The sequence below is a fragment of the Legionella rowbothamii genome (genome assembly GCF_900639985.1).
Lineage (GTDB): Bacteria > Pseudomonadota > Gammaproteobacteria > Legionellales > Legionellaceae > Legionella > Legionella rowbothamii.
Genome location: NZ_CAAAIM010000003.1, coordinates 161870 through 185623, shown reverse-complemented (window position 1 = coordinate 185623; position 23754 = coordinate 161870). Strand labels below are relative to the sequence as shown.

Genomic DNA, 23754 nt, shown 5'->3' with positions numbered 1-23754 from the left:
AGCCTACATTAAAGTAGAAATACGATAAGGTATTTTATTGGTATATTTCACCATTTTGTTCATAATTTGGTATAATGTATTTTGTTTTAATCTTCAGGGAGAAATAATGCGTGGCTTGATTACCCAAGTTTGTAATGGCGTCCTTCATGAAGAAGTTTACCGCTCTAGACCTAACGCCTTAGATCATGGGAATAGCGAAGTACTAGCTTCCAGCCTATTTATTCATTTTGATGAAGAAGGAAAAAGTATTGCTAAACCTAAAAACAGCGATGACAAATTAGTTATCGGCTATACCCAAGAAGGCATGGCCTTTCAAATTATCGTGGATGGCTTTTATGGCGGTGAGCGACAAGCAACTTTTGCATTCATTGATAACCATGTGGTGTCCTTAATGGAGCGCTACTCAACAGAGCTGAGTACCGCCTCTGCGGAAAAAACACCCCAAGACATTACCGAGCAATTAATCCATACCATCTATTCTTTACGCTTGCGACATGCAATAAATTCCGAATTTACAATGTCATTAAGCATGATGTATCAAAAAGAAGATGCATTTTATTGTGCTGGTTTTGGTATTGGTGATACGGGAATCGCCATCAAGCGCATTGATGGAACCATAGAGCAATTGACTTATCATACTGAAGTTGATGGTTCTAAAGATGCTTTTGATAATTATTCCTCACCCCACGTTGACTTAGTAATTCAACGAAACTCCATTTTTAATACACCGGTAACGCCAGGGGATGAGCTCGTTGGTTACACTTATCTCCCGCAAGAATTAGAAATAATAGAGCGTGAATTTAAGGTAGAAGAAACAACTAAACGGGGAGAAAAACTCCAAAAAGAAGTACAACAACGTCGTTTAGCTCCTCATCATTTTAATAATCAAGGTTCCTTATTTACTCAATTACTGGATGTAGTTGACACTACCCAACAGCAATTAATTAAGCAAGCGAAACAATCAGGGGAATATCATCGCTTTGGAGATGACTTTTCCGTAGCTCGTTTGGTTATCCCTGATGCTAATCTGATAAAACAATTACAAGCGAAAGCGACTTTACATGCGTTGCAACTAGGATTAACTGCTTATCTTGCTCAGGAAAATAAAGGGCTTTTGGGACTTTTAGATATCTTTACCGGTACAGCACAATGTAGACAGCGAGCCTCTCGTTATCAAAGCTTGCTGGCTAAATACCAAGATAATGATTTAATATGCGTACTTATTTTCTTAGCTCTCGCTTCTAATGATAAAGAAAAACCAATTCAAAAATATTTAACACCGTATCTGGAATTGCCCTCAGGGATAACTTTAGAGGCGAAACTTAGAGACAGTCTTAAGCGATTAGACTGCCCCGCAGCTAACGTTAAAGAATTAATGGAGCAAATTAGAACTTACATCAATGCCCCTAAGCAAGGGAATGTTGATTTGTTATCCACGTTTGAACAACAAGATAATTTTTCACTATCTCAAATAGGATCCTGAGACAACGCTTAACATAGGCTCGGCTGAAAAGCCCAGCAAATACCGGGCTTTACATCAGTCACTCATCGCGCGGATTATTCTTTTCTGTGCTGATATCCAAACTCATACCCCATTTTTTCTACCTGCTTGAATTCGGGGAAAACTCCCTCCATGAGAAAAAAGGCATGATATCAAGTCAGTTCGGCCGGCCTACAACTGAGCCGTAGGGAAGACCTATTCAGTAAGCGCTTATAACCAATTGATCATCTCTTAGCTGAGGTTCTTCGACCTGACTTATCTCGGATGTAGTATTCATTGTACCCAATGGATTGCCATACCCTATATTATCCTCAAGATTGGCATCTGCCTTCTGTTTACTAACAGTATTAGTGTTAGTTAATTGGGCCATGGGGCCGGTGTAACTGCTAGGCGCATTTTCGGTTCTAGAGGCAATAACCGTTTCTGGCGCCACATTATTTTTAGCAGAGAACCAATTACTAATTGCTTGTATTCCCTTATAGAGGCTATAACCAGCCACCGCTGCCGCCAAAAGTGCACCTACTGCCAATAATACTGCAGGAACAACTGCAACCCCGGCGACAACCCCTCCGGCCGCAACCAAGGGAGCCATTATTCCTCCCCCTATTAATCCCAAACCAAGGCTTATCGCAGCGACCGCAACAAAAGCAGTCGTCGTTAGAGCCATGCCTTTAAAAACACCCGCATTACGTGCAAAAAAGCCTGGTGTTTTTTCCGGACTAGGAGTTGCTACAGGACGAGGAGCATCTAATCGCTGCACACGTTGAATTGCTACCCCTCTAAGCCATTCCACCTCAGCCAGCATTTCCTGGGCTTCATCATAGGGCATTTCATCATGCTCTGACCTATGATCTGCATGCAATTCAAATCGCTTAGCCATTGCTTTATTACACAAGGCTGCAATGCGATCAATATCATTCTCTGGGAGCAATTTATTTTCACGTAAGAGACTGAGAGTCCCGAGCCCAGAAAGATGGCCGCCATCTTCACGATATAAACCAAATTCGGTACGCATTCCCATCAAAATAAAATCAAGCGGACGCATAATATGAGTTTTCACACTAACATGAGATGCGTTTTGGGATGGCGCTTTAAAGTCATGAATCGCTAAATTATAAAGTTTCTTCGCCGAGCAATACCCGCCTAACTCAGAATCATTTCTTATTTTATCGCATAATTGCTCGCCCAGTTCATAGCGGGGAAATATCGGTTTTGAAGAGACTAGTGAGCGTACCGTCGCCTCGGCATCGACAACCGCTCCATTTTGAAGTTGTTCATATAAACTTTCAGGTGTGCCAATAAGGCGGCTAGGATTAATACCGATGGGGTCAGGATATAATTGATTCGTAGTCGTAAACATACGTTGGCATAAATTATTTAAGGCATCAAATACCGGTTTAACCAGTTCAATATCCTCTTCCTTCTCCACGATAACAAACGCATCCAAATCAGAATATTGAGTTGCTTGTGCCTTGGCTAAAGAGCCGGCAAAATGAATTTCCATTTTGGGAGGAATTTTAATATTACTTGCATTAAACGCATCAAAAACCATATCCTTATAAATCTGACGTAAACCATTTTCCCATTCTTGCCAGGCCGAAAAATTAACATTATCATTATCTTGACTATGAACATATCGGTCTAATGCCGCAAGTTGTTCTAGATATCCGTTAAAGCGCTCTTGGGCCACAGGATCTAATTGTGCTTCATCGCGCTCATCACTATATAAATTTCCCAATAATTTGGTGCCGCTCATCTGCATCTCCCAAGAACTCACTAGACAAAAATAATAAAAAGAGATTTATTTACTTTATACAGATATTATACAAGACTAATTGTTAAGAAAGTATTAAATACGATGCATAAGTCCTAATTTGCCTTATTTGTAATCACTTTTTTTACGTCACTGCTTTATGCAGATTGCTCGGATTTTATCAATTTGGCATGTAGGCCTAGTGTAATTGACAGTGCCTGTGCCACCGCCTATTAACGCGTCGTTATTGAATCCAATTTTATTGCCCAACAGTTAAACGCTCAATGCTGGAACCCAATACAATCTACCTAATACAGAGGTTCGTATTGGTTTACCATCAAACACTGAATTTATGGTTTTACTACCAAATTATATTCACCAAACAACGGCCCCAAAGTCAGGATCCGCAGATATTTTTGCGGGAATGAAGCATTCCATAAATTACAGTGAGCAATGGCTTTTTGCAGTCATAGAGAACATTAATATCCCCAGTGGCAGCTATGATTATGGCAATTTAGGTTGGGGAGGCCTGATAAATGGGATTGCCGCGTACAACATCAATCAAAGTGGGGTATTAGCGGCATAGCCTTGATTACACTGCATTGCATCAAGGCTATGGAGTTTGTATTAACCTATATGAGCAAAAAGACGATCGCCTACGTGGATTGATTTTTTCACTAATTCGTCCATCTCTGGTGTAGGTTCGCATGATTGATATGCAGCTTTCAAGGGCGAAAGATCTACTTTTGAATGTGATACATCATTTTGTAAATAGCCATCAAGCGCTCTAAATGTTTGGTATTTATCTGTAGCAAACTCTTGGCAATTAGCTAAGGTTTCATCTTGGCAGATTGAGAAGCGGGTTAAATGTTCTACATGAAAAGGCTCTTGGCTTTTAGAGAAGAAATATTCCAGGGTGTAAAGTGTACTGTTTGAGCCAGCACAGAAATAATAGCCTGATTTAAATTTATTGTTTTCGAAAACATCGCCGCGAATAACTCGTCCTTCTCCTGGCTGGAGTCCTGCAAGAGTGACTGTATGATTAATCGATTTTGTGGGCTTAGCTCCTTCAGCAGCCACAGCACTTGATATAATCAAACCCAACGCTAATAAGATAATCTTTTTCATTCGCTTCTTGCTCCTAAATATAAATAGACTCGAATTTAAGCTCAGCATTATACCTCATTTTGGCCGAAGAAGATCCTTTTGTTTGCAAATTTATTACCATTTTTTTCATAAACAACCTAAATGGTCATATTTTCAACAGACACATGCTTTATACAGGCACCTCCTACTCTCAGTTAAATTTTTTATCTTTTTGGGTTGTCTTATGCGTCATCTTCTTTTAATGTATTTGCCCATAAAGCAAGTTAGTAGCATGAATATATTAACCATGCTTTTGATGAGTCATTAAAAAATTAGTTCAAACCAAGGCGCAAAGGATATGGATAGCCAAGACCTCACATTTGAAAAACAAATCAAGCAACTACAGAAGAAAGTCGCTCTTTTGGAAAAAGAAGCGCAGCATAACGCTGATCTAGCAAATAAAGCAAAAGCGGAATTTTTATCCAATATGCGGCATGATATTCGCGCACCATTATCGGGTATCATGGGTTTTTCAGAGTTATTAAGAGCGGAAACCAGCGAACCACGGATCAAAGAATATGCTGATAATTTAGTAGCATCCAGCCATGCCTTATTAAATCTAATGGATGAAATTTTGGAAACTGTGCGCGTGAGCACTGGAGATGTGCCCACGCAAAAGAAGAAATTTGATTTGCGCCAGTTATTTCAACACATTGAAGCATTATATAGAGCCCCAGCACTTGAAAAGCAATTAAAACTTAGTCTCATTTGGGATAAGACTCTCCCCCTTTTTGTAATTGGCGATAAAATAAGAATTCACCGAATTGTTCTAGAGCTTGTGGCTAATGCGGTAAAATTTACCAATAAGGGCTTTGTATCCATCCGAGTTGAATTAGCCAAAAAGCAAGGACGAAACTTTATCATGAAATTGATCATTCATGATTCGGGAATTGGCATGTCTCAAGAAAATCAACAGGATATTTACCTGCAATTCAAACGCTTAACACCTTCCTATCAAGGAATTTATAAAGGTTCGGGATTAGGCTTATATTTAGTAAAACAATTTATTGATGATTTGGCAGGAGAAATTTACGTTGCCAGTGAATTGCACAAAGGCACCTCTTTTACCTGTATTATTCCGTTGCAAGAATCCTTGTTAAATGATGAGCAAGGAGCTGATCAGGAGGCAATTGCTATTCCAACCTACCTCGAACCTGCAGCATCAATGATAAAAAATATCGGGACCAGGGTCTTAATTGTCGAAGATAATCGCATTGCTCAATCAGTAGCGCGTGCCTTACTCACTAATCTATCCTGTCAGGTGGATATCGCTGCAAATAGTTATGACGCTTTAGAATATTATGAGCGCACCGTTTATGATTTAATTTTTATGGATATAGGCTTAGGCGAAGGCATGGATGGTTATGAAATTACACAAAAAATTCGTAATAAGGAGGATGATGACCACCATACTCCAATTGTTGCTCTTACCGCCCACGCTCTTGAGGAAAGTAGGCAGCGCTGCATTGAATCAGGTATCGATGCGATTTTGACCAAACCATTAACTCGAGCTCAAGCCATAGACACCTTAAAAAGATTTGTGCCGGCCAGTATTGCCTATACCACCCCTGCTACCAGGAAAATCCAAGCAGACTTACCTGCACGTAGCGAGGAATTATTTCAATTAGAGCAATTTCCTTTACTGGAATATAAACAAGGACTAAAAAACTGTGGTACGAATTGTATGCTGGTAGAGCTATTAACCCTCATGATTACCCAAGAATTACCCGCTGATTTGGAGCAGATGAAGAAAGCTTTTGCGAAAAAGAATTATGATATGGTAGAACGAATCGCGCATAAGATAAAAGGCGGGGCAGTTTACGTAGGCACCACCCGGATGAAATATGCTTGCCAGTACCTAGAGCGCTATTGGAAAACAGGGGCGCGTGAACACTTTAATCGGTTATATCATCAAGCAATTACGGTTATTGATGAGACTTTTGCGCATATTGCCGATTGGCTTAAAAAAACGATCTGAGTTTTAGAATGGAGAAGCACTCCAGAGCGAAGCACGGAACCCTGGGTTGCTTCACCTCATTCGCAATGATGATCATGATTTTGAATTTACTTCCTAAGGTAATGCGCTCATTCCCACACACCTGTACTCCGCTGAACATTAAATTTTTTTCCCAAAATATTCTCAAATTACCACGTTATCTATAAATACAACGTGAAAAATAAGATATATGTGGATATCTTGGTCAAGGTAAACTAGCAAACAAATGCAGCTGCAAATTCAAAATAAAACCATGCTGCATACAGTATTCAGCAGCGTATTCATGATTACGTTGATTCTTTTGTAAGTCTAAAAGCTCAGGTTCCCAAAAACTAATGACCTCATTAATTTCTGAGCGCTCAGCCATAGTCAGATCTCGTCCTTCACCACGAATCATTTTTACACGTTGAGGTTCTTTTTTATAAATATTCATGGGGCTGACAAAAACGGGTTTATTGGTTTTTTCAGCCCACTCATGCGCCCACAGAGGTATTTCGCTATACGTTTGATAGCGTTTATCTTCCGGGGCTGACATCACAAACTTCAAACAATCGGCACGAGCTAACATTTTGACATTTGGCTCCAGATAACGAACCACTTTACCCTCATTCTCTAAGCATTTGGGACTTACAACCAAGGTGGTGCGCTCAGGGAGATTAGGCAAAACCGACGTGCCGTTGGACTCAATTTGTAGCGATTGAAAATGGGATTGTGCTTGTTCAAGAAAAGCGGATAGATTATTTTGCAATGAGGGTTCACCGCCAGTAATTACCAACACCACTTTTTTGGCCGCCCCCTGTGCCCATGCAGGAGTAGGCATACCGCGACGCGTAAAAAAGTCCTTAATGACCTCATCAGCCTCCGCTAACAAAGACGAAAAATTTCGCCATTCACCGGAATCGAAATAGGTATCGCAAAAAGAACACGCTAAATTACATTTAGCCAATCGGATAAAATAGGCAGGATGGCCGCGATATGGCCCTTCCCCCTGCAAAGTAAAGAAACGACTGGTTACAAAAAGTTCATCCGGCTTTGCATCTTTAAAAAAAGCTTTGCCTGTGATTGAATTAACCCCAAACATCTATGTCCTATGAAATTTTGCTTCTGCTTTTGCGTATCATATAGGGTCTATTTATAAACTCAACTTTTTATGATCAATTAACCCACTGGTCTCAAGGCATCATCCAGTTTTTCACGTCTATCCAGATCCACTATTTTACTATCAATACAACGAAGCATATCTGCTGAGGTTGCCGTGCGACCATAAGCACCTCGGATGTATTTCACAATCCAAATATCAGAGCGCAATTCTTTAATAAATTTCAATGCCCCCTTAGGTTCACTTGGCTTTAACTCTTCTTTTAACTGTAATAATTCTTCTTTACTTAAGTGTGCTTTATTCAAAAGTTCTAGGGCACACATTTTATCGTGTTTTAACGTGCTCATTGGTTGGCTACGAATACGTTCTAATTCCTGTTTGTATTCAGTTAAAGAGGTTACAAGCGGTTGTAAATTCATAGAACTGGTTTGTTTTGCCTCGGCAAACAATTTCTGAAATTCAGCGGTTGTTTTTGAGGTGCACACTGCCTTATATCGAGTTAAATCACAAATTACATCCGCATAATAAGTACGCATGCGTTGGTTATATTCCTGATGCTCTTCCGTACCCGCTTTCGCATTTACGTTGTCTGCATAAATTTCATAGTAAGTGATAGCCCAATCTAAAGCCGTTAAGCCTTGGCTATCTTTATTATTTAAATCGGCAGCAAAATACTCACTCGTCTCAAAGCAACGATAGGCTTGAGTAATAACCGCCGTATGCAAAGCCGTCTTAGAGGTACTAACCGTACTCGCCATTACGATGGATTTTAACGAATTGCTTACTTCTTCTCGGTAGGCGTTAATTTCGTCATTAGTGCAACCTAAACTAATGGCGTATTGTTGCAATTCATTAAGAATGAACTTTTCTGCTTCAGGCTGATTTTCCAAAATAAATTTTCTAAACTCAGGTACTTCGACTAAAGCTACTCGCAACTCACTAAATCGTGAACTGGTGGCTCGTTGCACCATCGCCAAAGTGCTTTTTGCTTCGGCTTTATTCGGAGCATCATCTAAAGTCTTTTTCAACCCTTTCCCAATGAGTTCGGTGGGAATAACCGCCTGTTTTAAGAATCGTTGCCATTTGGCAAATTCAAAATCAGGATCATTCTTTAGGGATTGATATGCAAGTCGGTCTTGCAGGCTTTGGTACGCTTTATCCCCCGCAACAAAAAACGCTTTCTTTGTTGGCCAATAATGGTTGCCTGAATGACGCAAATCGGGAAATCCCTGCAAATCAGCGGCATTAATACGAAACTCTTTTCCGGTATAGGTTAAATTAGCGAGACGCGCACTACGAGTTGACATCATTTTATCGCTAAACATGAGATCATGATCGATTTTAAAAAAGTGGAAACAAGGCTTATCATTTTTCAAAGTCACATAATAACCAATGTTCCCCTTGTGTAGATCATCCTCTTCAAGTCCATAGGCAGTAGTAAATACATCCGCCAGAGAGTCCATATCAATTGCGATGTTTCCTTTATTTTTTTCAGCCAATAATTTTGCAAAAAAGTTCTGCGGCAGTTTATCAAGGAAATTAAATCCCTTGCCAACACCAAGATTAGAAATATCAAACTCTTGCTGCACATTTGCTAAAAATTGATCATCACATTTGCGCTTTAAGGATTCCCACTCATAAATCATGGACAACAATTCGTGCTGATCTCGTGCGATAAGATCAACAGGCACTATATTGAGATCAAGAGGAATATCCTCATCCAGCAAGGATTGCACATAATCGGAACAGGCTAAAATAGTTTTTTCGTCTAATGGACCTACTGAGGCTACAGCGACATTGTGACGTTCTTGCCAATAATCCTGCAAGCGTTGAAAATAACCGACACCAAACTTTTCTAAAGCCTCTCGAGCATCATGAATAGCTTTAAACTCTTCCCATTTATTCGTCGCTTTTGGGGAATTGGCATCCTCTGCATTCAGTAAAGTCTCTTTTTTCGGCATAGGGGTTCGTATCCCAGTATCAGACCCGTAAGCCCAAGCCAAAAACTCAGCATCACTTACCTCAGTTGCAATCGGTTTATGGTCATCTATCCAGGCGTGAAATTCACTCTCACCTACTTCCGCACTTGACGTAAATTTTTTGTTTGCCTTCATAAAAACAATATTTTTGTCCGCTGCACGTAACCGCAGTAAGGCATGGGCAGCATGTTCTGCGCAAACACCCGCTATGTTACCTTGCTTATAGCGTACAATTTCTTGTTCTAAATTGCGTTGTGGGGCTGCAATTGCATTAGCGACCGCAGTAAAACAAGCCTCTAATTCTGAAGCTTGCTCTCCCAATCGCCCAGGATATTTATTTTTTTTGAAGATAACGTGCCGCGCTTGTCCTTTTTCATTATACGCGATAGTGCCAAAATGAGCTTCATGAGCACTTACATGCGCGCCGGTCTTACTGAAACCTAAAATTGCGAGTATCTGCATAATAGAAAGAAACTTAACAAGTCATTGTGCTCATATTATAAACTAAAATACGTTTTTTCAAAACCCCTTTGATTAAAAAACAATCAGCTCCGTGTTTGTGGTGTTAGTTTGCGCATGTTCAACTACTTAGCATAATGATAAGTTGCTGATAAGCGTTTGATTTCAATTTAAAAAATACTTTGCGATTAAAAAAAAATGAGTTATAACTCTTTGATGCTGGTTCAGGGATAGATCAGTGTGAGGACAGCATTTGATTTGCGTAATGCTGGATATTGTTTTTTTCACGGAGTGAGAAAATGAACAGTAAAGTGTTTTCGCAACGGTTCAATCGCGAATTAGCTACTTTAGGTTTTCCCGAAGAGTTATCGGAAAAAATCAAAGCAGTATCTAAAGTATTTGAGATATCTCGCCATTTGGCAAACTCTCTAATCTTTGGACACATTCTTCCAGAAAAGGACCAACTGGATAAGATTGCTTCGATTTTGGAAGTTTGCCCACAGTGGCTAAGTGGCGCAACCGATCGGAAGAAGGCTTATAGTAGTCGCGAAACTGCTGATAGCGAGTCATAGTGATATGACAGCAAAGTTGGGTGGAACATGTGAAGCCCAACTTTTCTCACCCAACTACCTGCTCAGTGATGCAACAAAATTTGAGCCCAATACCCAAAATATTGTATAATTATCCAGAACGCTCGTTAACTTATGTTCTGCTGCTCTATCAGCGAACACCATTTTATACCGTAGGTTACTACTATCATGGAATGTCTAAGCTTTTGTATCGCCAAATCAATTGATTTGTCACGTATTGATTCATATTTTAAAAATTCTCCTGCTGAATTTTCATCCTTAAAGACGCGTGATGTTCTCAAACTCACCTCGAATACCAATAAAAATCATACAATTTACGTCTTCAAAAATGGAACCGTAGTTTCTTGGGGAGTTAGGCGTTATAAAATCAATGATTATTTAAATACAATTAAACAATTGCTGGATAAGCCCGTCACCATGTCGGTGCATGATGAGTTTCATTTCCAAGCGGGCGAAAAAACCACAATAGAACCTCACGATTTTTTTGATGTGGATTGCCTGACAATTGAAGATGATAGTGATGAATTAAAACTAAGTCTTTCATATGGCTTTTCGCAATCGGTGAAATTACAATATTTTGAAACTATTATTGATGCGCTCATTGAAAAATATAATCCAATGATCCTAACCCTGTCACATAGCGGTGAAATGGCAATCAGTCGTACTCAAATCCAGCAAATTATTGGCGAAATTCTAGGAGCCAAAAGTGAAATGAATTTGATCAGTAATTTCCTTTATCATCCCAAATATTTTTGGCAGCATCCCACGTTAGAACAGCACTTTGCCATGCTTGAACGTTATTTACATATCCAACGCCGTGTTAATGCAATTAACCATCGCCTGGATACCTTGAATGAAATTTTTGAAATGTTTAATGGCTATTTAGATAACCGCCATGGGCATAATCTTGAAATCATCATTATTGTATTAATTATTATGGAAATTGTCGTAGCCGTATTAAACCTGCATTTTTAATGCATTCACGAAATGTGTAGCCCGGATTAGACGTAGTCCTAATATGGACTACAAAATCTGAACAATATGCTATTCTTTAAAAAAACCAAATAAATTAAATAGCCATGATTAGCACAACCAATCAATTGAATGAAAAACAGCTCCATGATTTGGAACAGCTAAAAAGCATCAGCAAAGCTGTCGACGGCAGCGTTCCTAATGTATACATGCATTTATTGGTACAACGCAGAACCTTACCCACGATTGCCCTATACTATGAAAATGAACAATTACTTGGATTTGTCAGTGTCTATTTTTTCTATGAAGATGCGGTAGAAATCGCATTGTTGGTGCACCCTGAATCACGACGCAAAGGCGTTGCAAAACAATTACTGCGTCATATTTTACCCATAGTACAAGAACATAACTATCCGAAGGTGATTTTTTCATGTCCAGCCCATATGAACGAGCGCTGGCTACCTACACAAGGCTTTTTATACCGCCATAGTGAATACTACATGGAACGACACAATTTGAGTCCCTTATTGGATCATAAAAAGCAACTCACCTTTCGTGCGGCCACAATCGATGATATTCCACAACTGTGCTTATTAGATGAGGCCTGTTTTTATAAAACGCATGCCGAACTTGAACCGCGTTTTCAGCATATATTAAGTGAACGTAACTATCAGATTATTTTGGCTTTTGAGCATAATCAGCTCATTGGTAAAGCCCATTTACGGTGGCAAGAACATGGAGCAACACTTTCAGATATTGCCGTGTTCCCAGAAAAACAAGGCCATGGATTAGGAACTGCACTGATTACTCACTGCATCAACTATGCATTAAGTGAAGGTAAACCCGATTTGAATCTTGATGTCGAAACCCATAATCAAAAAGCCCTCAATTTATATACACGCTTGGGATTTTTAACGCAAAATGCTTGTGATTATTGGATGATCGAAGTAGAGCAATTACAAAAACAAATTTCCAGTCCAATAAGTGCCGCAAGTTAGCCCCAGAAATTAAAATTGGTACAGAGAAGGAACATTGTCCTCTTGTGCATCAATATATGCCGCAGCCGTATAAGTAATCGGCATACTAAGTAATGCACCTATGGCTAAACAGCATGCAACACCAAAAGAAACCATTAACATTTGCGGTAAAATAGGTAATATGGTGGAGAATATAATGCATGCAGCCAACCCCAAAATATAATCTTCCGGTTCAGGCTCAGAACCAATAAACGCTTCTGTAATTAATGTATAAGGGCCTCTTGCTATATGACCACACGTGGTAAAAAAAGAGCCATAAAATTCAGTTAATGTACCAGTTGCTGACATAACTATATTCCTAACAGATCGTATTATTCTATGTTTTATAAAGCAGAATGCTACACTAAAAGCATTAAGGTAATATTAAGAAATGAAGATCTTGACAGAGTTTTCCCCCCCCCTTTAGTATTAGCCTGAAAAAATGCTTCATTATAAAAGGATTAGGGATGAAAAAGAGGGTAGTCATAACCGGAATGGAAATAACATCTTCCATAGGAACAGGGCTGAGCACCTTTTGGAGTGCGGCAAGCCAGGGGCAATGTGGAATCAAACGCATTAAAAGCTTCGACCCATCTCCCTATCCCACGCAAATTGGTGGAGAAATCACCGATTTTACCCTAGATGAGCTCCCTCAATTTAACAAAAGTAAACGCTATCCTCGTTCGGCTCAATATGCTTTATATTGCGCCCATCATGCAATTGCTCAAGCAGGCTTAAGTGCTAATGAATTATTTAGTGCCGGTACCTACATCGGCACTAGCATGGGAGGCCAGTCTGAAGCCGAAGAGGTGTATAAAGCGATTTACCTTGAGGGTTGGAAAAAAATGCCCGCTCTTTCCGTCTTACGTACCATGCCTAATTCAATAGCAAATTATATTGCGATCGAATTTGGTATTGGCGGTGCTAACTCCACCATTTCCAATGCATGTATTTCTTCTGCTGAAGCGATAGGAGCAGCCTATCAACAAATAACTGATGGGAGATTATCTACTGCTATTTGTGGAGGGACGGAATCGTTTATTTGGGAATCAATACTTGCCGCTTGGTGTAAATTAAGGGTGATGTCCACTAAAAACGAAACCCCTGCTAAAGCGTGCAGCCCATTTGATCTTAATCGAGATGGAATGGTTATTGCTGATGGAGCCGGGATTTTAATTCTTGAAGAATTGCAGCAAGCGAAAGCTCGCGGAGCTACAATTTATGCAGAAATTATCGGCTTTGGAGCAAGCTGCGATGCGTTTCATGTTACTGCCCCCCATTCCCAAGGGCAACAACGTGCCATTTTTTCAGCCTTGGATGATGCCCGCTTATCAGCAAATGACATACATTATATCAATGCCCATGGTACAGGCACCCAACTCAATGACAGTACAGAAACAGAAACGATTAAAGCCGTTTTTGGCCAGCGGGCCTATGAAATTCCTATAACCGCACAAAAATCGATGACAGGGCATGCGATTGGTGCGGCCGGCGCCATGGAAATTATAGCCACCACCCTTAGTTTGCAAAATAATCTGTTATTACCAACAATTAATCTAGATAATCCTGATCCTGCTTGTGATTTAGATTATGTAGCAAATAATGCACGCTCGAAGAGGGTCGATATTGCCTTATCGAATCATTTTGCCTTCGGCGGCGCAAATGCGGCATTGGTGTTAGGTAAGTATTTGGGTTAAAAATGAACGAGGTGTAGTCTGGGTGTAAGCAACCAGGCTACACCTCGTATCAGGGTACAATCAGCATGTCAGTCGGATTAACACGCACTAAACGCTCACTCACCCGCCCCATCAACACATAATACAAGGCCGAGTGGCCACGCGTGCCTAATACTACTAAGTGGGCCCCCCAATCTGTTGCAAACTGCGGGATGCTATTACCTGGATAGCCGCCAATAAATTTTACTGAAAAACGACTAGGATCCACCGCACAACTTGCCAAGAATTTATTTAATTTCTCTTGCAACGAATCATGCATATGCTGCTTAACCATCTTCGCATACCAAACATCAGCAACATGCAATACTAAAAACTCAGCCTGTGGATATGCTTTATAGGCGAATTCAATTGCTTTTTTACTGGAGTCAGAAAAGTCAGTACCCACTAGAATGCGTGTATAAGCCTCCTCTGGGGGTTGGCGTACCACATTCACAGGAATGGAGGCTTGCTTAAGCACCGCCGCCGAATTCGTGCCTAAAATAAAATCATTTAAATAATAAGTTCCATGTGCGCCCATAAATACCATATCAATGGCGTTATCCTGAATAAACTTCAGGATTTCATCGGGAACACGCCCATCAAGTACAGTAAATTGCATTGGAAATGGAGAGACGAGAGGTTTTAACTCTTGCTCATGAGCCTCCTCTGCTTTGTGAACCCAATCCTGCTCTACCGCCTCACCTCCATCCATCCAGCCTTGATTGATTACGTGTACACAATGGAGTTCGGCCTGAAAAGAACGTGCAAATTGAACCGCACGTTGAATTGCATAGAGAGAATGTGTCGAGAAATCTGTAGTAACTAATATCCTTTTAAACACAGAAGTATCCTCAAAAAGAAGTCCTTACGTAAGAGTATAGAATAAATAGCGAATATATTATTTATACTATAATAAATAACAGGTCCTAGGCTTATTATCCCTGGAAGGAGCATCTTGTGAAACGATTTCGTAGTATTCTTTTTGTGAGTAATGGTATTAAAAATGAAACTGAAGCCTTAGCTGAAGCAATCCGATTAGCGGAGTATAATCAAGCCTGCTTAGGAATTCTTGTTGTTTGCCCTCCCTTTTCCTCTGCTTTTGAACAGTATAAAGACTCATATGAGGCCTTTTTAAAAGAAAAGGCTCAAAAAGCGATTGCCGAAGCCCAAGCAAACCTTGCAGCTCATAAAAAATCCATCCCCGTAGATATTGTTTGGGAAAAAAACCCCAGTATTGCAATTATTCAACACGTTTTACGCCACTCTCATGATTTAGTTATTAAAGCCGCTGAAGATGAGAGCGCTAAAGGATTTAAAGCCTTAGATATGGCGCTATTACGTAAATGCCCCTGCACTTTATTTTTGCACCGTCCATTAAAAAATCGGAAGGCAGTCCAAATCGCGGTAGCCATTTCCCCAGAGAATGCAGAAACCTCGGAGCGGGATTTAGCCTGTAATCTGTTAAAATTAGCTCAGCATTTGGCCAAATTTTATCCCGGAAAAGCGAGCATTCTGTCCTGCTGGGAATTCGCCTTAGAGGGATTTTTACGTAACAGTGCTTGGATTGATATGCCTGCGGACGCTATTGAGGAAATGGTGCAACAAGAAGGTAATAGCAATTATTTGGCCTTACATCAATTGATTAAGCAGGCCAAGCTGCAAGAAAGTCCGACGATTTATCATTTAAAAGGAGATCCCATAGAGGTCATTCCAACTTGGGTAACTGAAAAAGAGATCGATGTATTAGTGATGGGTACAGTAGCACGAACTGGAATTTCTGGATTCATCATTGGAAATACCGCAGAAAATATTTTACAACAGCTTGATTGCTCGTTATGGGCAATGAAACCCCAGGGCTTTGTTTCCCCGGTGAAAGCATATTAAAGAGAATTAACACGGGTGTATGCACAAGCTCCAGGTTTTACTGTGTAGCATTGAGTTCATATTGCGCAGGGCCTGCCCAAATGCCCTTTCAACTCGTTTTCTTTTTGAAGCGTACCCGCTAAAACACCAATAATAAGATAGACATTAACTAAATAATCTTGTAAAAATTTAAACGTCTACTCATTTAAAAAGGATACTTTCTCATGGGTTATCTTTCTTTTATCACTACCCCAATAACCCAAATTTATCAGGGGACGTTAAAATTGTTAGGCGAAGCATCAGTGCAAGTCGTCAATTTTGGCCGCTCTTATATTTTCGGTGACTTGCCAGAATTAATGTGGCATGGCTTTAACCGGGATTGGATCTTAGATGAATGTTATCAGCGGATGAAAAATACCCCTGAGCGAGTAGGCATGCTAGTGGTTGGTCCTTATCTTGCTCCCAACTATCAATTAGCCACCTTAGTTATGGCTCCGGTTCCGGTAATAGCCAGTTATGGAGAAAATCCCATAGACTCCCAAGCACGGGAACCATTTCAAGTCATGGAAGCAGCTATCAAGAAAAAAACCATTGTCAACTTGTCCAGCAATGAAGCCATTCATGAGCGCACAAAAATAAAATCACACTTAGGCGTCACCCATCGCATCCATACCGAGACCCTAAAATTGATTAAACAGCAATGTGCCAACTGGCAAGTTGATGTGGATATAGAAACCCAAATTAGCTTAGTTTGCACCAATATTATTGGCAGCACGGTCTTTGGTCTCAGTCCTGTCGGCCTTGCAGACATACCTATTCTAAAGTCCATGAGCGAAAAAATAGTACATAGTCAACCGGGTAAAGCCGATTTTGAACAAGCAAGTGCGGATTTACTCTCTCTATCAACCAAACTTATCACCACCTCGGCTCATCGCATTATTCAAAAAAAATTGTACATCTATGACCAAGTCATCCCTCAAACTCTAGAGGAGAAAATTTTTTTAAACTTGTCTCCAATGCAACAAAGACAAATCCTGCAAGAAACGCATGGGGGTGCCGCACTAATCGTAGAAAGTAATTTATCTGCTTTATGTACCATTGCTTTAGCAAAAATAAGTGAAAACCCACAGATAAAAGAGCGCTTAGTTAACGAAATAAATGCGCTGCCGGGGCTTGGCGATTTTAAAGCACTCGATAAATTACCGTATTTAGATGCAGTATATGCTGAGGCTTTACGTTTTGTCTCGCCAACCTCGGTCATTGCTCGTAGAACCGGAGGCAAGGCCCTATTAGAAAAGGTAGTCGGCAACGATAACATAGAACGTGATGTCCCGGTTCCTAAAGGCAGTTATCTATTTAGCGCCATAAGGCGAGAACATTTTGACACAGATTATTGGGCTAACCCTCATGAATTCAATCCTGAACGTTTTACCGATAAGGTACCTCATTTTAGCGGCCCGCATTTTTTCCCCTTTTCCTATGGCCCTCGCTCCTGCCCTGCCGGCGGACAGTTTGTTAATGTGGTATTTAAAACCCTAATTGCATTTGTCCTGAAAAATTATACGTTAACACTTGATAAAACAGTAGAGGATATCCCCGTCAATGCCTTGCATCCACGCTGGACAAATAAATATTATGTGACGCAACTGCAGGAAACTACAGCGGCAACATCCTCAATGAGCATGTTGGAGCGTTAGCTCAAGTCCGGATTCCACAAAATATGGCTTTACTATGATACGGAGTAAACAGTTACACTAAAATGGCAACGCTAATAAGGGGTTGATTGCATTAATTAATTTACCAAACATCCATTTAATATCTTGCATCGCCTCATAAGTTTTGGCCTCAAAACGCACGGTTAAATAAGGCCCTGTATTGGATGGGCGAATAAGCCCCCAAGCATTGGTTAAATTTGCTCTTAACCCATCAATATGCACTAATTCTCCTGATAAGTACTCCGGAGCTTGTTGTACCACTTGTTGCATAAACTGGGCTTTTAATCCCTCAGTAATACCAATTTTTAATTCATCAGTACTTAATGACTTGGGAAATTGTTCAAAAAATCGATGACTATCTTTGGTTTGCTCGCTCAACATTTCTAATACTCGTGCCGCAGCATAAAGTCCATCATCATGGGGTAACCACCGATCGCTAAAATAAAAATGCCCACAATATTCACCGCCAATAGCGGCCCGATGCTCACTCATTGTGGCCATAATGTGTGCCATACCTGTTTTTGCCATAATGGCACGACCATTATGGGCACTTAAATAATCCTGCAAATGACGGGTACATTTCACATCAAAAACAACTGCTGGTTTTGCAATTGTTTTTAGTAGTGCATCAGCAAATGCCAAAAGCAAATAATCCGCGGCAATAACACAACCGTTTTTATCTACAACGCTTAGACGATCACCATCCCCATCAAAAGCAAGCCCCAAATTAGCTCGTTGTGTTTGAACCGCCAGGCGTAGACCACTTAAGTTTTCCTCTGCGGATGATGCTGATTGCTCCTGCGCGTAATGGGGAATAACCTCACAACCCAAGGCTGTTAATAATTGAGGGGCTAAACGACATGCAACACCATTGCCCCCCCCAATAACGACTTTTAATGGCTTAATCGCTCTTAAACTTCCTTTAACCAAACGAATGTACTTATTAATTACTTGTTCTTCAGGATATTCCACTACTCGTCCTCGCCCCGTATCATCAAACAAATATCGTTGCTCCATCATGCGTTGATGCAATAAACGTAATCGTTCACCATGGTAATTTTGTTTACCTAAAATGATTTTCAATCCATTAGAAGCCACAGGGTTATGGCTCGCGGTTATCATTAATCCTGACTGGCATTGCAAGTCATGCATCGCAAAATACAATACGGGAGTAGGTAAACAACCAATATCAATGATATTTGTACCCGTAAATAGTAAGCCTTTGATCAAGGCATCCGCAAACATATTGCTACTAGGCCTACTGTCGCGGCATAGCAGCAGCGTATGTAACCCATATAATTCCTGTAATTCACTACCAATGGCAACACCTAAGGTATAATACGTATTTTCGTTCAAATCCTCGCCAATTGGATGACGAATATCATATTCTTTAAAAATAGTTATTGGGGGTTTTATTAGATAGGACTTACTCATAATTTAGCTCCACTAGCTTAGCTAAATTGTCATACATTCAAGGATTTACGACGACATCCTTATCTAAAAAATCGCTCTGTACGATGACAAATAGTTTCACAATCATAATTTATGTGGATTTATTTAAAGAAATCCACAAGACTGTAGCTTCAAAACAAAGTGCGCAATAATTAAACAGTTTAGACGATGGATAAATATAATGCTAATTCATTTTATGAATTTTTATTAAATGAAAGGAAAATTAAAAATCAAGCCTGGCCATGCTAATAGTAGGCCAGGTTTTTTGACGAAAAACGCAATTCAATTAGATTCCTATAGATTGTTGTACTTTAGACCCGTTCGACTCTGGCGAATAAGTTAAGAACTCAACATGCGGAGCTCCAGATTTAAAAAATTGATATTGTGTTAGGGAAGAGCTACTAGATGCCGTATAGCCATATTTATTTGCAATAGATAATAGCTCGGGAGCCTTTTGTCTTAGATAAGCTTGTAAAGAGAGATGTTGCGTTAAAACAGCAAAATGCCATGCTGTATTGCCTTGATGATCACTATCTTTCAATTGTTCCACACCATGTTTTTCAACTAAGGCTACCAATTCCTCAAAGTTGCCCAGTCTGGCAGCTATTAAGATAGGAGTTTCGCCATATTGATTTAGCTCGGAACTCCGTGGTGAATGAGCACTAACAGACGCGCCAACAACTAGCCCCTGATCTAAATAATTTTGAATTTTGTGACTCGCCTCTACAGCAAAGCAATTCAACTCTTGCTGTGCTTTGGGTGTGAAATTCATCGGATAGCGTTTTTGAAACCACTTTTCTATTTCTTCAATTGAATCCGCACCTAAGGGATAATGATCGGAAAATGAGCCGCCAAAATAAGCGTTATGTAATTCATTTTCTGACTTCGAATCCAAAAGTCGAGCCATAATTGCATAGAAATAAGCCTTATAAAGGTGCCCTTCCTTTAAGTATAAAATCTCTTGCCGCTCGCTCATATCGTGTATTGCTAGGGCACTATTTATTTTCAAGCACATGCAATGAAATGAAAAGCTAGAGGCTAATAAATAGCCCGGTGTACCATGATACCTTACCTCATCACGTATCAACTCTTCATACTGAGCTAAATCTTCAGCAGGAGCAATATTTTGATTCTGGTAAAGTGAGTGAATCAGTATCTGCGTTCCTAAATGAAGTGCATACAAAGAATGATATTTTTTCGCCAGTTCAAAAAATGTCGCATACGAGGGTAGCGTATCCTGTCCAATTAATTGATTAGCGAGGAGATATCCCATAAGAAAATCTAATGAAGAGACATATTTTTGCTTTTTAAATGAAAAACTGGGGATTCTTGCTTCTACTGGCAAATTTGACAGCTCCTTCTCCCAGTAAAGTTCATAACGTGCGTGTTTTAGCTCTTCGCGTAAAAACTCATTATGAGCAAGTAAATTAACTAAATCAATTAAGGTAAAACTATTAAGGTACTTAAGTAGTTTTTCCTCATCTGATACGTTACCACCACTATTTACATTGCGTAATAATACATCTAATTTACTCACATAACTTGCAACATCAGTCATACACTAATCCTAAGCAATGTTCAATTGTGTTTCAGGAACTGGGATATTCCCCACTGTTTCATCGGTATCCTCTACAACAGATTCTTGAGCTAAAGCGCGCTGTGCTAAGCCCCATACTTGTTGCTCATTAAAGAATAAATGGCGATTTGCTTGCACACTCTGCTCAAGAATGCCACGATAACGATTGGGTGTTGAAGCCACCTCCTCCTTAATGAGCATCACAGCGGGCTTTTTCTGCTCTTCTAAAACAAAGGCCTGCTGAAGATTTAAAACCCCATTTTGCAAAGTAAATTGTTCTTTTAACAACTTTTGCGCGGCAACAACCGTCTTATAGTTTATAGACTCAGTCAAATCATGCGCATAGAGCTGTTGGTTTTCTTCTCTTTTTACAATAGAGTCTAAAATATCATCTATAGGATGGCGAGCCATGGTTTCACGCTTATAACTTGAATGAGTTTTCTTTTTCTTATTCCAGACTTTGGCATTCTGGTGAAGACCATACTTGTTGTTACCTAAATCGACAGCATCACCATAGATACCTTTTTCATGATTTTTAACAGGGTGGGGGTAATACTCATAACCTGTAACGCTCCCCCATTTAGTATATATAACGCCCACATCTAAAACACTGATAATCGCAGAACCATTATTGCGCATGCCCATATCATCCATGCGGCAAACATATTTACTTCTCTTCTTCAATAGCTCAAGCTCATGAAGCTCACACCAAGGATGAATCTCAAGGTAAGGATTATGCATTTTCTCTACCCGTAATTCGAGCTCCGCTTTTGCTTTTTTCCAATAAGTTTGCTTTTGCTTGCTATCCATAGCCTCATAATCAATAAAAGGCTCTTGAGGTTCAGCCTGATATTTTTTTAAATTCTCCCAACCATAACGCTCAGCAAAAAGTTTCTCCATTAATTTCGTATCTTGAGGATCACCGCTAATAATAACAATCCCCTTAAAATTATGTAAGCCGCTATCTGCCCTTTTTTTGAGCTCAATGGCAATCTCCAAAGCTTCTTCAAACCCCTTTCCAGGTCTAATCGTACCAAAACTAAGAATATTAGGTTCTTTTTGAATCACCTGTGCTGGTGCCAATAATGAAGTACCACTCAGCACTTGCGATGCCACCGTGAGTCCTACCTTATCTTCTAGTTTATAAATAGTGATGGGCCAATAATGATTATTTTTATGTTCTTTGTCCAAATCCCCATTCCGGGCGGCGCCCACAGCATTATTTTTATCTTTTTCGTTAAAAAATAGTACGGAGTCGGCTTGATGCAATAAATCATGGATCATTTTTTGTAAAAAGCGTCGGGTATAATTTTGCTTGTATTCATGTACCGTAATGTTGACTTTAATCCCAGCTTGCTGAAATAAAGTGATATCATCAGGCATAATAAATGCACCGGTATCCGGTGTTCTAATGTGAATATCAACAGCTAATTTTCTGCCTTCCCCGACCCTTATCATGGTTTTTACTAATTGCCTAATAATATTTTTTCTATCTTCATCAGCTTTAGCAATTTCCAAGACTTTATAAAACTCTTGAACGGCATCAGGCTTTGTTATTGGGCGTTGGCCAACACTCTTCTGGCTAAAATCATAAAATGATTCACAAGTTCCCGATAATTGCTCTAAAGCAGTAACGAGGCGGCTATTATGATAACGCGGTGCGTCAAAAGCCTCTAGCAAATTAATTAGTAACAGCCTAGCCTCATGCATCTCATGAAGCTGATTTGCAAATTTCTCTGCTTTCTTCACTTCCAGGGTCCAAGCCTTGATAATAGCGGATAAATACACCAATGGCTTCGCACTGTGCTCAAAATCTTCTTTAGTTGTTGTAACCACTATTCCACTTTTTTGCGAGTGCTGAGCCATCTGTCCAAATAATTCAACTGCTTTTTCTTTATCCGTGAGTTGTTTGGACGTGCTTGAAGGTGAAGCAGGGGTGCTATTTTCGTTTATTGATTCCCCAAGCAGAGGTGCATTTGTATGAAGCTCCGTGCTATTTTTTTTAGTTGAAAATAAAAGATGGTAAATCTCGTTTTTATATTGACTAAGCTGCTCAATAATGTCTTTTACTTCCTGTACTGTTTTTCCAACATAGTTCGTCTTAAGTTCTGTCAACTGCGCAGACACTAACTCGAGGCGTTCAGCCACGGCCTTACGCTCAAAAATTATTTTTTCAGTACCGCTCATAAAACCAATACACAGTAACTTGTTATCAGGACCGAGTATAACCTGCGGGGTTCGTAGAGTAATTTTGCGATTAATACAACTAATTGCCTCATTTAGCGAATCTTTAGTCTCACAGTAATAACCACTCAATACCGTACGCTCATTGGCCACAGGTTGAAGTACAAAGACCGTAGGGATGGAGTTTGCAGGTATAGGCTGAAGTCCTGAGGGGGATGGAATAGAATAATGCCCATCCTTTTGTTTTAACCAAATACAGGGCGTTGAGGAATATTGAGAAAATCCTTGAACTAAAGTTTGTGCATATTGGCCATCGCCGGTACGCGCATCTTCATCAAAAGGGGCTGTTAATAGAAAAATCGTCTCCGGCGCTTTGATATCCAAAAGTGTTAAAGTTAGCTCTATATTTTCCCTAATATTCGTCAGCACAGGCCGCTGGGTCAAGTTCTCTGCATTACCAATAATAAATTCTGTTTGCTGCAGCAACAATTGCCGAACCTTGCATGGCACCCTCACAGACTCTTCAATAGCTGCTTTAAACTGGTTAAAACCTTCAAGAACGTCATACACGTTAGATTGCGGACTCGTCTCTTCAGCCTGCTCTAACTGATGCAACATGTTTAACAAGATCCTCGATAGACGAAATACTTTTTTCCTGTTCACAGCGGTCACTATAAATACAAAAAAGAAATAAATTATACAAATAAATTATTAAGAGAGCATTAAGAACTCAAGAAG

Annotated in this window: 18 protein-coding genes; 9 read left to right on the top strand and 9 right to left on the bottom strand. The window is 39.9% G+C overall.

Translation table 11 applies throughout. The features are described 5' to 3' along the window. Positions 1–106: 106 nt before the first annotated feature. On the top strand, positions 107–1483 hold the full coding sequence (locus tag E1P08_RS07545; protein ID WP_133136422.1) for a deAMPylase SidD family protein: 1377 nt from the start codon (positions 107–109) through the stop codon (positions 1481–1483). Between the two features lie 217 nt (positions 1484–1700). On the opposite strand, the gene E1P08_RS17635 is transcribed toward E1P08_RS07545, so the two are convergent. Then, complete coding sequence (locus E1P08_RS17635; RefSeq protein WP_133136421.1) at positions 1701–3257, bottom strand: hypothetical protein; 1557 nt, start codon at positions 3255–3257, stop codon at positions 1701–1703. A gap of 349 nt (positions 3258–3606) precedes the next feature. Between E1P08_RS17635 and E1P08_RS07535 the strand changes: the two genes are divergently transcribed. Continuing rightward, positions 3607–3840 (top strand): hypothetical protein, encoded by a 234-nt coding sequence (locus tag E1P08_RS07535; protein ID WP_133136420.1) that lies wholly within the window; start codon positions 3607–3609, stop codon positions 3838–3840. 41 nt (positions 3841–3881) lie between these two features. Here E1P08_RS07535 and E1P08_RS07530 read toward each other — a convergent pair whose 3' ends face one another. Continuing rightward, the gene (locus tag E1P08_RS07530) at positions 3882–4382 is read right to left on the bottom strand and encodes a hypothetical protein (RefSeq protein ID WP_133136419.1); all 501 of its coding nucleotides are present in this window, start codon (positions 4380–4382) and stop codon (positions 3882–3884) included. Positions 4383–4698: 316 nt separating this feature from the next. Between E1P08_RS07530 and E1P08_RS07525 the strand changes: the two genes are divergently transcribed. Further along, positions 4699–6378 (top strand): ATP-binding response regulator, encoded by a 1680-nt coding sequence (locus E1P08_RS07525; RefSeq protein WP_133136418.1) that lies wholly within the window; start codon positions 4699–4701, stop codon positions 6376–6378. A 223-nt stretch (positions 6379–6601) separates the two neighbouring features. Here the strand turns inward: E1P08_RS07525 and E1P08_RS07520 are convergent, their stop codons facing one another. Next, positions 6602–7477 carry a 7-carboxy-7-deazaguanine synthase QueE gene (locus E1P08_RS07520; protein WP_133136417.1) on the bottom strand — a complete coding sequence of 292 codons (876 nt, stop codon included), beginning with the start codon at positions 7475–7477 and terminating at the stop codon, positions 6602–6604. Between the two features lie 77 nt (positions 7478–7554). Beyond that, on the bottom strand, positions 7555–9936 hold the full coding sequence (locus tag E1P08_RS07515) for a hypothetical protein (RefSeq protein ID WP_133136416.1): 2382 nt from the start codon (positions 9934–9936) through the stop codon (positions 7555–7557). Positions 9937–10232: 296 nt separating this feature from the next. Here E1P08_RS07515 and E1P08_RS07510 point away from each other — a divergent pair, with 296 nt between their 5' ends. The 3 genes from E1P08_RS07510 to E1P08_RS07500 all read left to right on the top strand — a co-directional run bounded on the left by E1P08_RS07510 (position 10233) and on the right by E1P08_RS07500 (position 12493). Beyond that, complete coding sequence (locus E1P08_RS07510) at positions 10233–10505, top strand: hypothetical protein (protein ID WP_133136415.1); 273 nt, start codon at positions 10233–10235, stop codon at positions 10503–10505. Positions 10506–10691: 186 nt separating this feature from the next. Continuing rightward, positions 10692–11498 (top strand): RMD1 family protein, encoded by an 807-nt coding sequence (locus tag E1P08_RS07505; protein WP_133136414.1) that lies wholly within the window; start codon positions 10692–10694, stop codon positions 11496–11498. Positions 11499–11602: 104 nt separating this feature from the next. Next, positions 11603–12493 (top strand): GNAT family N-acetyltransferase, encoded by an 891-nt coding sequence (locus tag E1P08_RS07500; RefSeq protein ID WP_133136413.1) that lies wholly within the window; start codon positions 11603–11605, stop codon positions 12491–12493. Positions 12494–12502: 9 nt separating this feature from the next. On the opposite strand, the gene E1P08_RS07495 is transcribed toward E1P08_RS07500, so the two are convergent. After that, the gene (locus tag E1P08_RS07495) at positions 12503–12820 is read right to left on the bottom strand and encodes a hypothetical protein (RefSeq protein WP_133136412.1); all 318 of its coding nucleotides are present in this window, start codon (positions 12818–12820) and stop codon (positions 12503–12505) included. A 158-nt stretch (positions 12821–12978) separates the two neighbouring features. On the opposite strand from E1P08_RS07495, the gene E1P08_RS07490 reads away from it, so the two are divergent. Beyond that, positions 12979–14208 carry a beta-ketoacyl-[acyl-carrier-protein] synthase family protein gene (locus E1P08_RS07490; protein ID WP_133136411.1) on the top strand — a complete coding sequence of 410 codons (1230 nt, stop codon included), beginning with the start codon at positions 12979–12981 and terminating at the stop codon, positions 14206–14208. Between the two features lie 49 nt (positions 14209–14257). On the opposite strand, the gene E1P08_RS07485 is transcribed toward E1P08_RS07490, so the two are convergent. Then, a complete protein-coding gene (locus tag E1P08_RS07485) occupies positions 14258–15067 on the bottom strand; it encodes a universal stress protein (RefSeq protein WP_133136410.1) in 810 nt (269 codons plus the stop codon). 116 nt (positions 15068–15183) lie between these two features. Between E1P08_RS07485 and E1P08_RS07480 the strand changes: the two genes are divergently transcribed. Further along, positions 15184–16110, top strand: a complete 927-nt coding sequence (locus tag E1P08_RS07480; protein WP_133136409.1) for a universal stress protein — start codon at positions 15184–15186, stop codon at positions 16108–16110. A gap of 203 nt (positions 16111–16313) precedes the next feature. After that, positions 16314–17786 (top strand): cytochrome P450, encoded by a 1473-nt coding sequence (locus E1P08_RS07475; RefSeq protein WP_133136408.1) that lies wholly within the window; start codon positions 16314–16316, stop codon positions 17784–17786. Positions 17787–17843: 57 nt separating this feature from the next. Here E1P08_RS07475 and E1P08_RS07470 read toward each other — a convergent pair whose 3' ends face one another. The 3 genes from E1P08_RS07470 to E1P08_RS07460 all read right to left on the bottom strand — a co-directional run bounded on the left by E1P08_RS07470 (position 17844) and on the right by E1P08_RS07460 (position 23634). Beyond that, positions 17844–19238, bottom strand: a complete 1395-nt coding sequence (locus tag E1P08_RS07470; protein WP_133136407.1) for a phosphomannomutase/phosphoglucomutase — start codon at positions 19236–19238, stop codon at positions 17844–17846. Between the two features lie 304 nt (positions 19239–19542). Then, positions 19543–20814: a DUF5630 domain-containing protein gene (locus E1P08_RS07465; RefSeq protein ID WP_133136406.1), complete on the bottom strand. Its 1272-nt coding sequence runs from the start codon at positions 20812–20814 to the stop codon at positions 19543–19545. Between the two features lie 9 nt (positions 20815–20823). After that, positions 20824–23634, bottom strand: coding sequence for a hypothetical protein (locus tag E1P08_RS07460; protein WP_133136405.1), 2811 nt, complete (start codon positions 23632–23634; stop codon positions 20824–20826). Positions 23635–23754: the final 120 nt, after the last annotated feature.

Coding starts and splice junctions, on each gene's coding strand:
- E1P08_RS07545 (WP_133136422.1), top strand. CDS start 107: ATGCGTGGCTTGATTACCCAAGTTTGTAATGGCGTCCTTCATGAAGAA.
- E1P08_RS17635 (WP_133136421.1), bottom strand. CDS start 3,257: ATGAGCGGCACCAAATTATTGGGAAATTTATATAGTGATGAGCGCGAT.
- E1P08_RS07535 (WP_133136420.1), top strand. CDS start 3,607: ATGGTTTTACTACCAAATTATATTCACCAAACAACGGCCCCAAAGTCA.
- E1P08_RS07530 (WP_133136419.1), bottom strand. CDS start 4,382: ATGAAAAAGATTATCTTATTAGCGTTGGGTTTGATTATATCAAGTGCT.
- E1P08_RS07525 (WP_133136418.1), top strand. CDS start 4,699: ATGGATAGCCAAGACCTCACATTTGAAAAACAAATCAAGCAACTACAG.
- E1P08_RS07520 (WP_133136417.1), bottom strand. CDS start 7,477: ATGTTTGGGGTTAATTCAATCACAGGCAAAGCTTTTTTTAAAGATGCA.
- E1P08_RS07515 (WP_133136416.1), bottom strand. CDS start 9,936: ATGCAGATACTCGCAATTTTAGGTTTCAGTAAGACCGGCGCGCATGTA.
- E1P08_RS07510 (WP_133136415.1), top strand. CDS start 10,233: ATGAACAGTAAAGTGTTTTCGCAACGGTTCAATCGCGAATTAGCTACT.
- E1P08_RS07505 (WP_133136414.1), top strand. CDS start 10,692: ATGGAATGTCTAAGCTTTTGTATCGCCAAATCAATTGATTTGTCACGT.
- E1P08_RS07500 (WP_133136413.1), top strand. CDS start 11,603: ATGATTAGCACAACCAATCAATTGAATGAAAAACAGCTCCATGATTTG.
- E1P08_RS07495 (WP_133136412.1), bottom strand. CDS start 12,820: ATGTCAGCAACTGGTACATTAACTGAATTTTATGGCTCTTTTTTTACC.
- E1P08_RS07490 (WP_133136411.1), top strand. CDS start 12,979: ATGAAAAAGAGGGTAGTCATAACCGGAATGGAAATAACATCTTCCATA.
- E1P08_RS07475 (WP_133136408.1), top strand. CDS start 16,314: ATGGGTTATCTTTCTTTTATCACTACCCCAATAACCCAAATTTATCAG.
- E1P08_RS07470 (WP_133136407.1), bottom strand. CDS start 19,238: ATGAGTAAGTCCTATCTAATAAAACCCCCAATAACTATTTTTAAAGAA.
- E1P08_RS07465 (WP_133136406.1), bottom strand. CDS start 20,814: ATGACTGATGTTGCAAGTTATGTGAGTAAATTAGATGTATTATTACGC.
- E1P08_RS07460 (WP_133136405.1), bottom strand. CDS start 23,634: ATGTTGCATCAGTTAGAGCAGGCTGAAGAGACGAGTCCGCAATCTAAC.